The sequence below is a fragment of the Halanaerobium saccharolyticum genome (assembly GCF_003053565.1).
Lineage (GTDB): Bacteria > Bacillota > Halanaerobiia > Halanaerobiales > Halanaerobiaceae > Halanaerobium > Halanaerobium saccharolyticum_B.
In genome coordinates, this window is sequence record NZ_QAXS01000021.1 from 24619 (window position 1) to 37502 (window position 12884).

General features: G+C 36.1%; 15 protein-coding genes. All 15 read left to right on the top strand.

Features of this window, described 5'->3' with window-relative positions:
• Window positions 1–124: 124 nt before the first annotated feature.
• The 15 genes from C8C76_RS09125 (at window position 125) to uxaC (ending at window position 12879) form a co-directional block, all read left to right on the top strand.
• Window positions 125–676, top strand: a complete 552-nt coding sequence (locus C8C76_RS09125; protein WP_108140932.1) for a tetratricopeptide repeat protein — start codon at window positions 125–127, stop codon at window positions 674–676.
• A 49-nt stretch (window positions 677–725) separates the two neighbouring features.
• Entirely contained in the window at window positions 726–905 is a 180-nt protein-coding gene (locus C8C76_RS09130) for a DUF951 domain-containing protein (protein ID WP_108140934.1), read from the top strand.
• 24 nt (window positions 906–929) lie between these two features.
• Window positions 930–2021, top strand: a complete 1092-nt coding sequence (gene ychF, locus C8C76_RS09135) for a redox-regulated ATPase YchF (protein ID WP_108140936.1) — start codon at window positions 930–932, stop codon at window positions 2019–2021.
• Between the two features lie 364 nt (window positions 2022–2385).
• Window positions 2386–2883 carry a phosphatase PAP2 family protein gene (locus C8C76_RS09140; protein ID WP_108140938.1) on the top strand — a complete coding sequence of 166 codons (498 nt, stop codon included), beginning with the start codon at window positions 2386–2388 and terminating at the stop codon, window positions 2881–2883.
• An 88-nt stretch (window positions 2884–2971) separates the two neighbouring features.
• Window positions 2972–3271 (top strand): 30S ribosomal protein S6, encoded by a 300-nt coding sequence (rpsF, locus tag C8C76_RS09145; RefSeq protein ID WP_108140940.1) that lies wholly within the window; start codon window positions 2972–2974, stop codon window positions 3269–3271.
• A 24-nt stretch (window positions 3272–3295) separates the two neighbouring features.
• Window positions 3296–3778, top strand: a complete 483-nt coding sequence (locus tag C8C76_RS09150) for a single-stranded DNA-binding protein (protein ID WP_108140942.1) — start codon at window positions 3296–3298, stop codon at window positions 3776–3778.
• 17 nt (window positions 3779–3795) lie between these two features.
• Window positions 3796–4011: a 30S ribosomal protein S18 gene (gene rpsR / locus C8C76_RS09155; protein ID WP_073157999.1), complete on the top strand. Its 216-nt coding sequence runs from the start codon at window positions 3796–3798 to the stop codon at window positions 4009–4011.
• Window positions 4012–4099: 88 nt separating this feature from the next.
• Entirely contained in the window at window positions 4100–4984 is an 885-nt protein-coding gene (locus tag C8C76_RS09160) for a DUF2232 domain-containing protein (RefSeq protein ID WP_108140944.1), read from the top strand.
• 23 nt (window positions 4985–5007) lie between these two features.
• Window positions 5008–5451: a 50S ribosomal protein L9 gene (rplI, locus tag C8C76_RS09165; RefSeq protein WP_108140946.1), complete on the top strand. Its 444-nt coding sequence runs from the start codon at window positions 5008–5010 to the stop codon at window positions 5449–5451.
• 222 nt (window positions 5452–5673) lie between these two features.
• Window positions 5674–6714, top strand: coding sequence for a mannonate dehydratase (gene uxuA / locus C8C76_RS09170; protein ID WP_108140948.1), 1041 nt, complete (start codon window positions 5674–5676; stop codon window positions 6712–6714).
• A 17-nt stretch (window positions 6715–6731) separates the two neighbouring features.
• Window positions 6732–8351, top strand: a complete 1620-nt coding sequence (locus C8C76_RS09175) for a mannitol dehydrogenase family protein (RefSeq protein WP_108140950.1) — start codon at window positions 6732–6734, stop codon at window positions 8349–8351.
• A 154-nt stretch (window positions 8352–8505) separates the two neighbouring features.
• Complete coding sequence (locus C8C76_RS09180) at window positions 8506–9315, top strand: ATP-binding cassette domain-containing protein (RefSeq protein ID WP_108140952.1); 810 nt, start codon at window positions 8506–8508, stop codon at window positions 9313–9315.
• Between the two features lie 40 nt (window positions 9316–9355).
• Entirely contained in the window at window positions 9356–10282 is a 927-nt protein-coding gene (locus C8C76_RS09185; RefSeq protein WP_108140954.1) for an AEC family transporter, read from the top strand.
• Between the two features lie 141 nt (window positions 10283–10423).
• Entirely contained in the window at window positions 10424–11440 is a 1017-nt protein-coding gene (locus C8C76_RS09190) for a LacI family DNA-binding transcriptional regulator (RefSeq protein ID WP_108140956.1), read from the top strand.
• A gap of 77 nt (window positions 11441–11517) precedes the next feature.
• Window positions 11518–12879, top strand: coding sequence for a glucuronate isomerase (gene uxaC, locus C8C76_RS09195; RefSeq protein ID WP_108140958.1), 1362 nt, complete (start codon window positions 11518–11520; stop codon window positions 12877–12879).
• The last annotated feature ends 5 nt before the right edge of the window (window positions 12880–12884 follow it).

Below are 12884 nucleotides of genomic sequence, written 5' to 3' on the forward strand. Positions count from 1 at the left end.
TAAACAAAAAATAATAGCTAAAAAATTAATATCTGCAGATGGCCCACTTAGGGCCATTTTTGCAGTTTTAGGTAACTGTGTGATATAATATTAAATTGAAGTTAATTAAAAGTAGGTGGATAAAATGAGAGAAGAAACATATAAAAATCAGCTGGAAGATGAGAACAAAAAACTTTATCAGGAATGTGTCAATTTAATGGAAAAAGGGCGCCGAAAAAAAGCTAAAAAAAAGCTTGATCATTTTTTAAAGGAAAAGCCAAATTTTGTGCCTGCTCTGAACAAAAAGGCCGTTATTCACATCTATAATAAAGAATTTAATCAGGCTCAGTCACTGCTCAATCAAATACTGCAGCAGGATCCAGATTTTGCTCCTGCTATAACTAACCTCGGCAGTATAGCCAGAGAGATGGGTAATTCAAAGAGAGCCAAAGAACTTTATCAGAAGGCAATTAAGTTAGATGAAGAATATGGACCTGCCTATAATAATTTGGGTGTGATTTATCGGGAAGAGGGAAATTATTCGGAATCTATTAAATATCTTAAAAAAGCCAGAAAAAAAGGAAGCTTTAGTTATGATATCAATGCAGATAAGCCGTTTTATAAAGATCCTGGCTGTCTTTTTGTTATTTTCTTAGTGGCAGCTTTGATTTTAATTCTTTATTTACTTTTAAGTTAGATTTTTAATCATAGGAGCGAAAATAATAGAAAATAAAGGAGGTCTTTAAATGCCGGAAGACTATTCAGTAGGTGACAGGGTAGAATTTAAAAAAACACATCCCTGTGGAGGTAAGACCTGGGAAATTTTGAGGGTCGGCATGGATTTTAAAGCAAAATGTGAGACCTGTGAGCGAGTAATTATGTTACCAAGAAATAAATTCGAAAAAAGTGTTAAGAAAAAACTTTAATTATTTAGGAAGGAAGATTTTTTAATGAAAATAGGAATTGTTGGACTGCCAAATGTAGGTAAATCGACTCTTTTTAATGCTCTGACAGAAGCAGGTGCTGATGCGGCAAATTATCCTTTTTGTACTATAGATCCTAATGTGGGAGTTGTACCGGTACCTGATGAGCGCCTGGACTGGCTGGCAGATAAATATCAGCCAGAAAAGAAAACACCTACAGTGATTGAATTTGTAGATATAGCTGGACTTGTAGAGGGAGCCAGCCGAGGTGAAGGTTTGGGTAATAAATTTTTAGCTCACATCAGAGAAGTAGATGCGATTGCTCAGGTAGTTCGCTGTTTTGATGATGAAAATATAACCCATGTTGACGGTAAAATATCTCCAGATAGAGATATTGACATTATTAATACAGAATTAATGATGGCTGACCTGGCTCAGGTAGAAAAAAGACTCGAAAAATCTAAAAAGCAGGCTAAAAGTGGAGATAAAATATATCTCAAAGAAGTTGAATCTCTGGAGAAGATTTCAGATGCTCTGGAAGAGGGTAAAAACATCCGGCAGCTTGAACTTTCCGAAACCGGAGAGCGGCTGGTTAAAGAACTGCAGCTTTTAAGTGCGAAGCCAATTATTTATCTGGCAAATGTTAATGAAGATGATATTAACACCGGTCAGAATCAGCTTGTAAAAGAGGTAAGAGAACATGCTGAGCGTGATGGTGCCAAGGTAGTTGAAATTAGTGCTAAGATTGAAGCTGATATTGCTGAGCTGGACGAAGATGAAAAAGAGATGTTTTTGGATGAGCTCGGCCTTAATGATTCTGGTCTGGATCGAGTAATCAAAGCAGGTTATGAATTATTAAATTTACTTACTTTTTTAACTGCAGGTGAAAAAGAGTGCAGGGCCTGGACAGTAGAGAGGGGATCCACAGCACCTCAGGCAGCTGGTAGAATTCACAGTGATATGGAAAAAGGATTTATCAGAGCTGAAATTGTAAGTTTCGAAGATTTAAAGAGAGTTGGCTCAATGGCTGATGCCAGAGAGGAAGGTCTTCTACGCCTGGAAGGTAAAGATTATATAATGCAGGATGGAGATGTTTGTCACTTTAGGTTTAATGTCTGATCTTATTTGAGTTATAATTTGCACACAATCTCCATTGACGGCTTCAATAGATAGTTGATTATTAATTATTTGAACTCCCTTCGGTCAAACAGCAAATAATTTTAACATAATCAACTATGTTTCAGCCTATTCCGATTGAAGTTGCAAATTATAACTCAAACAATCTAGGTAATATAAAGCTTTAAACACTTATCTAAAAATCTACTTCGATTGAATTCATAAAATAAAGTGGTAATAATCTCCGTGTAATATATTTCAGCCTATTCCGATTGAAGTAGTGAATTAGAAAAGAAATAACCTAGGTAGTATAAAGCTTTAAATACTGATTTTTCTAAAGCAGCAGGAAAGTTAAGAGGCAGTAGCTATGATAAATAAAATTGACCAAAAACTATTTTTCGGACTGTATAATTTTACTGTCAGCCATGAGTTGGTTTCAAAGCTGGCAGTTTTTATTACAAAATTTTCTTCTAAGTTTTTTTCAACAATTTATTTTGCAGTTGGTGGCTGGCTGATCTATAACAGTGATCCCAGGCTCAGAACTTTTATTTTAATTCCGGCGTCTGTATATTTGATAGTAAAATTAATCCCAGGCTTATATAACCGGAGGCGACCTTTTGCTGAGTACGGTCTGCAAAATTTAGTTAAACAGCGGGAGGATCATGCTTTTCCCAGTACTCATACAGCCAGTTCGTTGATTATTTCGCTGGTTGTTTTAAAGATCAGCTTTGAACTGGGGATTATAATGTTTGTTCTGGCAGTGATAACTGCTTTTACGAGAATCATGGTTGGGGTTCATTACCCTTCCGATATTTTGGGAGGCTGGCTAATTGCTTTAATGCTTTATTTTTTATTTGCATTTTAAGTAAAGAGGTGTTATAATTTAGATTGGTTAAAAACCCACGCTCTGCTAGCAGCAGGGCCATTAGTCCGTGTGGAGGAGGTGAATGTAAATGGAAACAAGAAAAAGAGATTACGAAACAACTTTTGTACTTAAGCCAGATCTTGAAGATGAAGAAAAGCAAACAATTCTTCAGCGTGTAAAGGATGCTATTTCTGAGCACGAAGGAGAAGTAACCGAGGTTGATGCCTGGGGTAAAAAGCAGTTAGCTTATGAGATTAAAGATTATCGTTCTGGTGACTACACAATCTTAGAGTTCAATGCTCAAACTACTGTAGTTAATGAATTAGAGAGAATCTTTAAGATTATGGATGGTGTACTTCGTTATTTAGTAGTTAGAAATGATGCATAATATAAATTTAGGTGGTGAATACTCTTGTTAAACAGAATTGTTTTAATCGGCCGCCTGACACGAGATCCTGAACTTCGCTATACCAGTAATGGAACTCCCGTCTGTAATTTTACACTGGCTGTGGAGAGAAATTATACCAACCGCAATGGTGATAGAGATGTAGATTTCATCAATATTGTAACCTGGCGGGGTCTGGCGGAAAATTGTGCCCGTCATCTCGGTAAAGGTAGACTGGTTGGAGTTGACGGATCCTTACAGATTCGTAAGAGTGAAAATAACAACAGAACTTATATAAATCCTGAAGTAAATGCTGATAATGTGCGTTTTCTAGATTTCGGTAACAATAACGGTAGCCGAAATAATAATCAGGGACAGTCTCAGAATAATCAGAATAACAGGCAGCAGAATAATAATCAGGCTCAGCAGAATAAGAAACAGGAGCAGGATGATTTTGATGCCCAATTTGATGATAATTTTGATGCTGATGATTTTGATGTACCATTTTAAAAAGGAGGTAAATCTTAATGCCTAGAGGTAGAAATAAATCTTGCCATTTTTGTGCAAACGAAGATAAAAAAATTGACTATAAAGACTTAAGAACTTTAAATAGATACCTGACAGATCGCGGAAAAATTATGCCGCGTCGTGTAACAGGAAATTGTTCCAAACACCAAAAATTAATTACACAGGCAGTTAAAAGAGCTAGATCAGTTGCTCTACTGCCATATGTAAAAGAATAAGCATTTAATTAAGGAGGCAAAATCTATGATGGCGCCTCCTTTCTTTAATACTAGTGTTATTTTGCCGGCAGATGAGGTGATAAATTAGATGGATATTAGAAACTATAAAGACAGTATTAGAACTCTGGCCTACATAATTTTATTAACTGCAGTTAACTACTTTATTCCATTTTTATCAATGGCAGTTATGATACTCTGGCCGGTGCCAATAGTTTATCTTGTGCAGAAAAAAGAAAGTAATGCTGTAATTACGGTAATTGTAATTGCTGCATTAATAAATGGATTTTTATTCGGAACCGTAATGGGTCTGATGACTGTAATTGGTTTTGGACTGGTGGGTTTTGTAATTGGTAATGTGATCAAAGAGGGGCTATCACCTCTAAAAACCCTAATCACAGCTGTAATTACAGTAATTATATCACAGGCTTTAATATTTTATGTTTCATCGGGAATGCTTAATTTAAATTATCAAACTTTACTGCAGCAGGCTGTAGAGAGTTTAAGCAGCGAATTTGACCAGCAGTCAGTTGAACAGCTAGTTACAGCTCAAATGAGTTTAATTAGAATGATTTTCCCTGCCCTGCTTGCTGTATCGGCAACAGTGACTGGTATTTTAAATTATTATGTTTCGGCCTGGTACTTAAGAAGAAGAGGTTTAAATATAGAATTATATAAGGCAGTCAGCAGCTGGTATTTTCCCCGCTGGATTGTTTCAATTTTAATTGTTATTTCTCTTCTATTAACTTCAAATCCAATCTTTTTAAATATAAATATTTTTATGTTTTTCCTGGCTTTTCTGCAGGGATTTTCGGTTTTAATGTATTATTTATCAACCAAGGGTAATTCCTTTTTACTGAAATCATTTTTGATATTTTTAATCTTTATTTTTCCACCGGTACCGATTATTCTTATTTTACTTGGAATGCTGGATATGTGGTTTAATTTTAGAAAGCAGACTAATCAACCCGGTTAAAATGCTTAAGGAGGTAAAAGATTATGAAAGTAGTATTAACAGAAGATGTTAAAAAGTTAGGTTCTAAAGGTGATGTTGTAGATGCGGCTGATGGTTATGCCCGCAATTATTTAATGCCCCGCGGTCTGGCTGTAGAAGCAACTCAGCAGAAAATTAAAGAACTGAAAGAAAAAGAAGCCAAGAAAAATCGTCTTGAATCAGAAAAAAGAGATGATGCTAACAAATTGAAGTCTAAATTAGAATCAGAAAAATTTGTAATCAAGGTTAAAGCTGGTGACAATGGCAGACTATTTGGTTCAGTAAATACCAAAGATATTGCTGAGGCAGCAGCAGCTAAAGGTTATGATATTGACAAGCGCAAGCTTGAGCTTGATGATTCTATTAAATCACTGGGAATGCATACTGTACCAGTAAAACTATATGATGATATTACAGCTGATTTAAAGGTTAATGTAAAAGAAAAGTAAGCTACTAAAACCCCAGTCTGGATTTAAGCCTGGGGTTTAACTTTTTTAATCAAAGATGTATAAATTATTGCAGAATATATCTTTTTTTGCTTAATTAAAAAATCAGGCAGGAATTTTAAATTCAACCTTGAATTATTTAAATAAGCAAAAAGAAAAAGATTTTTTTATTGTTCTTGAAAACGCTTTCAAATTACAAAATTATCTAATAAAAGGAGTGATCTTATGAAATTATCTTTTCGCTGGTATGGTGATGATGACCCTGTAACCTTAAAAAAAATCAGACAGATTCCTGGTATGGTAGGGATTGTTACAGCTATTTATGATATTCCAGCAGGAGAAGCCTGGCCTTATGAGAAAATTAAAGAGTTGAAAGATAAGGTAGAGGCAGCTGGACTTGAAATTTCAGCAATCGAAAGTGTGCCGGTGCCGGAAGCAATTAAAATGGGTGTTGAGCCCCGGGACCGCTATATTGAAAACTACAAAGAGACTTTAAGAAACCTAGCTAAAGCAGGAATTGAGGTTGTAACCTATAACTTTATGCCTGTTTTTGACTGGACTCGCTCAGAGCTTGATTATGAGCTTGAAGACGGCTCAGAAGCTTTAATCTACAAAAAAGAAGAAGTAGATAAAATGGATCCAGTTGGAGGAGAACTTGATCTGCCCGGCTGGGATACCAGTTATGGCAAAGACGAATTAAATGATTTAATGACAGCCTACAGAGAAATTGATGAGGATAAGCTCTGGGATAATTTAGAGTATTTCTTAAAAGAAATTATTCCGGTAGCTGAAGAAGAAAATATAAAAATGGCAATTCACCCGGATGATCCACCATGGTCTATATTTGGACTGCCGAGAGTTATTGTCGGCAAGGAAAATCTGCGTAAGTTTTTAAAATTAGTTGATTCTCCTGCCAATGGACTTGCACTCTGTTCCGGTTCACTGGGAGTTAATCCCGAAAATGATGTGCCGGCAATTATTAGAGAGTTTGGAGACAGAATCCACTTTGCTCATGTAAGAAATATTAAAATCACCGGTGAAGACAGTTTTGAAGAGGCTGCTCACTTAAGTGAAAAGGGTTCACTGGATATGTATGAGATCATGAAGGCCTACCATGATGTAGGTTTTGAAGGGCCTCTGCGTCCTGACCACGGCCGTATGATCTGGGGAGAAACCGGAAAACCTGGTTATGGACTTTATGATCGCGCTTTAGGAGCAACTTATCTGAATGGACTCTGGGAAGCAATTAAGAAAAGCAGTAAGTAAAAAGAAAGGAGAGCGATATGTTAACACTTAAAAAAGAAGAATTAAAAGATCAAGCTCAGTGGGAAGAAGCGGGAATTAATCCACCGCAGTTTGACTATCAGAATTTAATAGATAACACAAAAGAAAATCCAGAATGGGTGCATTTTGGTGCAGGCAATATTTTTAGAGCCTTTATTGCCCGTCTGCAGCAGGAATTACTAAATGAAGGAGAAGTCGAAACAGGTATCATAGCTGCCGAAGGCTTTGACTATGAGATTATCGATAAAGTTTATAAGCCGGCAGATAATTTGAGTCTGGTTGTTAAGATGTCTGCTGATGGCAATTTAGATAAGACGCTGCTGGCCAGCATTACTGAAGGTTTAAAGGCTGATTCACAGTTTGAAGAAGACTGGGGAAAACTAAAAGAAATTTTTAAAAATCCGAGCTTAAAGATGGCCAGTTTCACAGTGACTGAAAAAGGTTATGCTCTGGATAATATGGAGGGCGAATTTTTCCCCTTTGTTTTAGAAGATTTCAAAACTGGACCTGAGGGAGATCTAAATCACCTGATGGCAAAAGTAACAGCTTTAGCCTATGAGCGCTACAAAGCAGGTGCTTATCCCTTTGCCTTTGCCAGTATGGACAACTGTTCCCACAACGGTCAGAAGTTAAAAGATGCAGTTTTAACTGTAGCTGAAAAGTGGGTGGAAAATGAGCTGGTAGAAAAAGAATTCCTGGGTTATTTAAGTGATGAATCAAAGGTTGGTTTCCCCTGGTCAATGATCGACAAAATCACTCCAGGACCAGCGCCAGAAGTTCAGGAAAAACTTAAAGAAATTGGTTTTGAAAATACAGAGATTGTAAAAACAAATAAAAACACAGAAATTGCAGCTTTTGTTAATGCAGAAGCACCTGAATACTTAGTTATTGAAGACAGTTTCCCCAATGGTAAGATTCCACTTGATAAGGCAGGAGCAATCTATACTGATCGCAATACTGTAAATCAGGTTGAGACCATGAAGGTGACTACCTGTTTAAATCCACTTCATACAGCAATGGCAGTTTACGGCTGTCTTTTAGGACACACTTCAATTGCAGAAGAAATGGAAGATCAGGAAATCAGAGCTTTAGTAGAACAGATTGGCTACAAGGAAGGCCTACCGGTTGTTGTAGATCCAGGTGTGCTTGACCCTAAGGATTTTATTGATGAGGTAGTTAAAGAAAGACTGGTTAACCCTTATATTCCTGATACACCTCAGAGAATAGCTAAGGATACCTCCCAGAAAGTTGCAATCCGCTTTGGCGAGACAATTAAATCCTACCGTGATGCTGAAGACTTAGATCCAGCAGATTTGGTTGTAGTACCTCTCGCGATTGCAGGCTGGTTAAGATATCTGCTGGCAGTAGATGACCAGGGCAAGGAGATGCCTTTAAGTTCAGACCCAATGCTGGATGAACTGACACCTCAGTTAGAAGGTATTGAGATTGGTAATCCAGATTCTGTCGGAGATAAACTGCATAACATCTTAAGCAACGAAAAACTGATGGCAGTTGACCTTTACGAAGTTGGTCTGGGAGAAAAAATCGAAGGCTACTTTAAAGAAATGATCGCAGAAGAAGGTGCAGTGAGAAAAACATTAAATAAATATCTTCTGTAATTAAAAAAGAGATTAATAGTTATGAAGGAGCCTGGTTAGCTGTAATCGGGCTCCTTTTTGCTTATAAATTATGCTGATCTGCTTCATTTATCAGAAACATTATGTTATATTAGTTTTAACTTGGGAAAATAAAATTTATAGAAGGTGATTTAAAATGACAGCAGGCAGTATTTTAGAGGTTGAAAATTTAAACTTCAGTAGAGATGGTAATGACTATTTAGACGACTTTGAAATAGAGGTTAAAAGTAAAAGTATTCATTCAGTGATCTTTCAAAATGAAGAAAGCAAAAATAAGCTGCTTGAGTTTTTAAAAGGTGAAAGTGACTGTGGAGAGGGAGAATTAAGATTTAAAAATAAGAATCTCAGCCAGCAGGAGCTGCAGGAACTGGGGAGAAAAACTTTTTATTTTATCAATCAGTATTCTGCTGTTAATCCGGAAAAAGATCCCCTTGGAATTTTTAAATTTAACAAAAAAGGCGAGTCGGGAAACAGGTCAACAGTTTTCCCTGAGATGACAGTAGCTGAAAATATATTTTTTGGTAGAGAACCCATAAAGAAATTTTTGTTTTTCAAATCAATTGATAATGAAAAAATGTTTGAAGAGACTTTAAGACTATTGGAGCTGCTGGAAGTAAAAATTTATCCAGAACAGAAAATGCAGGAATTAAGTCCGCTAAAAAAACAGCTGGTGGAGCTGCTGAAGGCTCTATCATTTGGAACAGAGCTCGTTATTATTGATCAGGCAGTTGTGGAGCTTTCTAAAAAAGAAAAAGGACTATTTTTTAATTTCATGCAGATTTTGAAGAAAAATGAGATTACTATTATCTATTTTACCAAAGAAATTGAAGAAGTGTTTAGTAGCTCAGATCAGGTAACTGTATTAAAAGAAGGCAAAAATGTTGGCACAGTAGAGGTTTCAGATATAGAATATAATGAGCTGGCCCTGCTCTTAATGGGGAGATAGAAAGATAAAATTAGCTTATAAAAATAGAGGAGTTTGATTAATGACTGATTTTTATCCAGTTTTAGAACAATTATTGTTGATGGGAGTTTTAATAGCGCTTGGCTTTTACTTAAATCGCTCAGGTAAAATTAAACAGGCGGCAGAAAACGGAATAGCTGAACTGACAATAGATATTGCCTTTCCGGCGCTGATTTTTACCAATATAGTAAGAGATTTTGATCTCAGCAGGTTGAGGCAGTATTTGATTGTACCGGTTTCAGCACTGATTATTACTGTGATTTCAATTTTTATAATTTTAATTATTAGTCGCAGTCTGGGATATTCGAGAAGAGAACAGGAAGAGTTTGCTTTTGTTACCGTCTTCAGCAATAATATTTTTGTAGGAGCACCAATTTGTCTGGCGCTTTTTGGAGCCCAGGGCCTGATTTTAGCAATTTTATATGATTTTGGCATGCAGCTAATCTTATGGACTGTTGGGATCTGGCTATTAAAAGACAGCGGTCAGAATGCAGAGAGTCATTTTCTGGCTAATATCTTTTCACCTCCAATTGTCGGCCTTTTACTTGGTTTAGTTGTTGTCTTCAGTGGAGCAACTATGCCGGAAGCAGTAATTAATATCACTGATAGTATTGGGGCAATTACTGTGCCGCTGGCAATGATTTTCATTGGCTTACAGCTTGCCAAAAGCACCTTTGCTGAGGTGATGGGCAACAAAAAGGTCTATTTACTATCTTTTTTGAGGCTTTTATTATTTCCTGCCTTAGTTTATTATGGTCTGGGACTTTTTCCGATTCAATCTCTATTAAGAAGTGTAATGACAATTCTGGCTGCAATGCCTGTTTTTGCAAGCTCTTCGGTTATTATGGAGAAGTACGGGCATCAGAGTGCATTTGCTTCTGCAGCAATTTTTGCAACTATCGTTTTTATGGCAGTTACTCTGCCGGTGTTTATCTGGCTGGTAGTTTAAACAGGCTAAGCACTTAGCAGGTCTGTATTTTGAGTTATATTTAGTCAGAAAAATAACTTTAATAAAATCAACTGTAAGAAGTAGAATTAAGAATCTGTATAAAAATAAAAAACTAGGATAATTAAACCGAGGTGAAAGAAAGTGGTTTCAATAAATGATGTAGCAGAAAAAGCAAATGTGTCAATTTCTACTGTTTCCAGAGTCATTAATCAGAATGCTAATGTTTCACGTGAAAAGGAAAAGGCAGTTTTAAAGGCTGTTGATGAACTAGATTATATTCCAAATGGGCTGGCCCAGGGGCTGGTGACTAAAAAAAGCAAATCAATTGGAGTTCTAATTGCTGATATTGCCAACCTCTATTATTCTTATCTGGTTAAAAGTATAGAAAAAGAGCTTAGAGCAGCTGGTTATTACGCCATAATTGGAAACACTGAATGGGATTCCAAAAGAGAAAAAGAATATATGCGGCACTTAATGCAGCGGCAGGTTGATGGCTTTATTCTCGCCTCAACATCCTTAAACTCTTCTTATTTAAATCAACTAATAAAAAAAGATATTCCACTGGTAGTTTTAGATCGTGAGCTTGAATCAGATAAAATAGATAAAATTAGAATCGATGACTATAAGGGCGGCTATCAGGCTGCAGAACATCTCATAGAATGCAACTATAATTATTTTATTCACCTGCAGGGAGCTGAATTCACAGTCACTGCTGCAGATCGAGCGCGAGGTTTTAAAGATTGTATGCAGGAAAATAATGTTGATCAATCTGACTATAAAGTTATTTCTTCATCTTTTGTAGAATCAGAAGCAGCTCAAAATATTGCTAAATTTTTAGATTCGAAAAATCTTAAAGATAAAAGGATCGGGATTTTTGCAGCCAATGATGCAGCTGCTTTTGGGGTTTTAAAAGAACTGAAAAAAAGGGGGATAAATGTTCCCAAAGAGGCTGGAGTTGTTGGCTTTGATAATGTTAATTTTGCTGAATACTCAAGTCCAGCTCTGACAACTATCAGCAGACCAATTGATGAGATTGGAAAAATTTCTGCCCGGATATTACTGGAGAGATTAAATAAAGAGGAAAATGAAGAAATAGCAGAAAAGGACATAACCCTTACTGTAGAATTGATAAAAAGAGAGAGTACCATGAAATTATAAAATTATTAATTTGGATAATGTAAAAAAATTAGATGTTATAAGCGAAAACACTTTCAAAAAATTTAGGAGGAATAATAATGTCCTTTCAGGATGAAAATTATTTATTAAGAACTGAAACAGCAAAAAAATTATATAGAGAAGTGAAAGAATTACCAATTATTGATGCTCATAACCACGGAGATATTAAAGAAATAATTGATAATCAGGGCTGGAATGATATCTGGGAAGTTGAAGCAGAAACTGATCATTATGTCTGGGAACTAATGAGGCGATGTGGAGTTGAGGAAGAAAAGATAACAGGAAAAGCAAATAATAAAGAAAAATGGTTTGCTTTAGCAGAAGTCTTTCCTGAATTCATAGGGAATCCAACTTATGATTGGATTCATTTAGATTTGAAAAGAAGATTTGGGATAGAAAAGTTAATTTCTAAAGAAACTGCTGCAGAAATCTGGGATCAAAGTAAAGAAATACTTAAGCAGGAAAAAATGAAACCTCAGCAGCTGCTGAAAGAAATGAAGGTTGAAATCATGTGTACCAGTGATGATCCCCGCTCTGAACTAGAATATCACAAAAGGGCTGCTGAAGAACTGGATCAGATTAAAATTCTTCCCACCTGGCGTCCGGATCCTGCATTTAAAGTTGCTCAAAATGAGAACTGGAATAACTTTGTAGATGATATAACAGAAATGTATAGCGAAGAGAGCAATACACTTAACGGGTTTTTAGCAGCTTTAAAGGGATCTCATGATTATTTTGCAGAACAGGGCTGTTTATCGACTGATCATGATTTGGTTTCACCTTATACAAAAAAAGTTGCTAAAAAGAGAGCAGAAGAAATATATAATAAAGCAAGAGAAGAAGAGCTTAATCAAACGGAAGTATTAGATTTCCAGGCTTTTTTAATGGAATATTTTGTCGACTTAAATAAAGAAAAAGATTGGGTTATGCATTTACATATCGGTGCTGTCAGAAACTACAGTGATAAATTAGATGAAGAGCTTGGAGCTGATGCAGGTGGAGATATCTGCAGACAGGATTTAAATATTGTTGATAATTTGAGATATTTATTTAACTTAATGGATGGAGAGCTGGATTCAGTACTTTACTGTATGGATCCTGTTTATTTAACAACAATGGCTTCAATTGTAAGAGCTTTCCCAAATCTTTATATGGGGGCTGCCTGGTGGCTCTCTGATACCGCTGCTGGGATTAGAGAAAACCTGGAGTATACTGCCAATGTAGATTTATTAACAAAACATGCCGGTATGGTATCCGATTCCAGGAAAGTGATGTCTTATGATTCCAGAAATGAAATTTTCCGCAGAGTGCTGGCAGATTATGTGGGAGAGCTGGTGGAAGTTGGTCAGGTTCCAGAAGAACTGGCAGTTGAATTAGTTAAAGATTTAAGTTACAGACGACCTAAAAAAATGTTTTTTTAAAGTAT

Excerpts from the sequence above, each read along its gene's own strand:
- C8C76_RS09125 (WP_108140932.1), top strand. The coding sequence starts at position 125 with ATGAGAGAAGAAACATATAAAAATCAGCTGGAAGATGAGAACAAAAAA.
- C8C76_RS09130 (WP_108140934.1), top strand. The coding sequence starts at position 726 with ATGCCGGAAGACTATTCAGTAGGTGACAGGGTAGAATTTAAAAAAACA.
- ychF (WP_108140936.1), top strand. The coding sequence starts at position 930 with ATGAAAATAGGAATTGTTGGACTGCCAAATGTAGGTAAATCGACTCTT.
- C8C76_RS09140 (WP_108140938.1), top strand. The coding sequence starts at position 2,386 with ATGATAAATAAAATTGACCAAAAACTATTTTTCGGACTGTATAATTTT.
- rpsF (WP_108140940.1), top strand. The coding sequence starts at position 2,972 with ATGGAAACAAGAAAAAGAGATTACGAAACAACTTTTGTACTTAAGCCA.
- rpsR (WP_073157999.1), top strand. The coding sequence starts at position 3,796 with ATGCCTAGAGGTAGAAATAAATCTTGCCATTTTTGTGCAAACGAAGAT.
- C8C76_RS09160 (WP_108140944.1), top strand. The coding sequence starts at position 4,100 with ATGGATATTAGAAACTATAAAGACAGTATTAGAACTCTGGCCTACATA.
- rplI (WP_108140946.1), top strand. The coding sequence starts at position 5,008 with ATGAAAGTAGTATTAACAGAAGATGTTAAAAAGTTAGGTTCTAAAGGT.
- uxuA (WP_108140948.1), top strand. The coding sequence starts at position 5,674 with ATGAAATTATCTTTTCGCTGGTATGGTGATGATGACCCTGTAACCTTA.
- C8C76_RS09175 (WP_108140950.1), top strand. The coding sequence starts at position 6,732 with ATGTTAACACTTAAAAAAGAAGAATTAAAAGATCAAGCTCAGTGGGAA.
- C8C76_RS09180 (WP_108140952.1), top strand. The coding sequence starts at position 8,506 with ATGACAGCAGGCAGTATTTTAGAGGTTGAAAATTTAAACTTCAGTAGA.
- C8C76_RS09185 (WP_108140954.1), top strand. The coding sequence starts at position 9,356 with ATGACTGATTTTTATCCAGTTTTAGAACAATTATTGTTGATGGGAGTT.
- uxaC (WP_108140958.1), top strand. The coding sequence starts at position 11,518 with ATGTCCTTTCAGGATGAAAATTATTTATTAAGAACTGAAACAGCAAAA.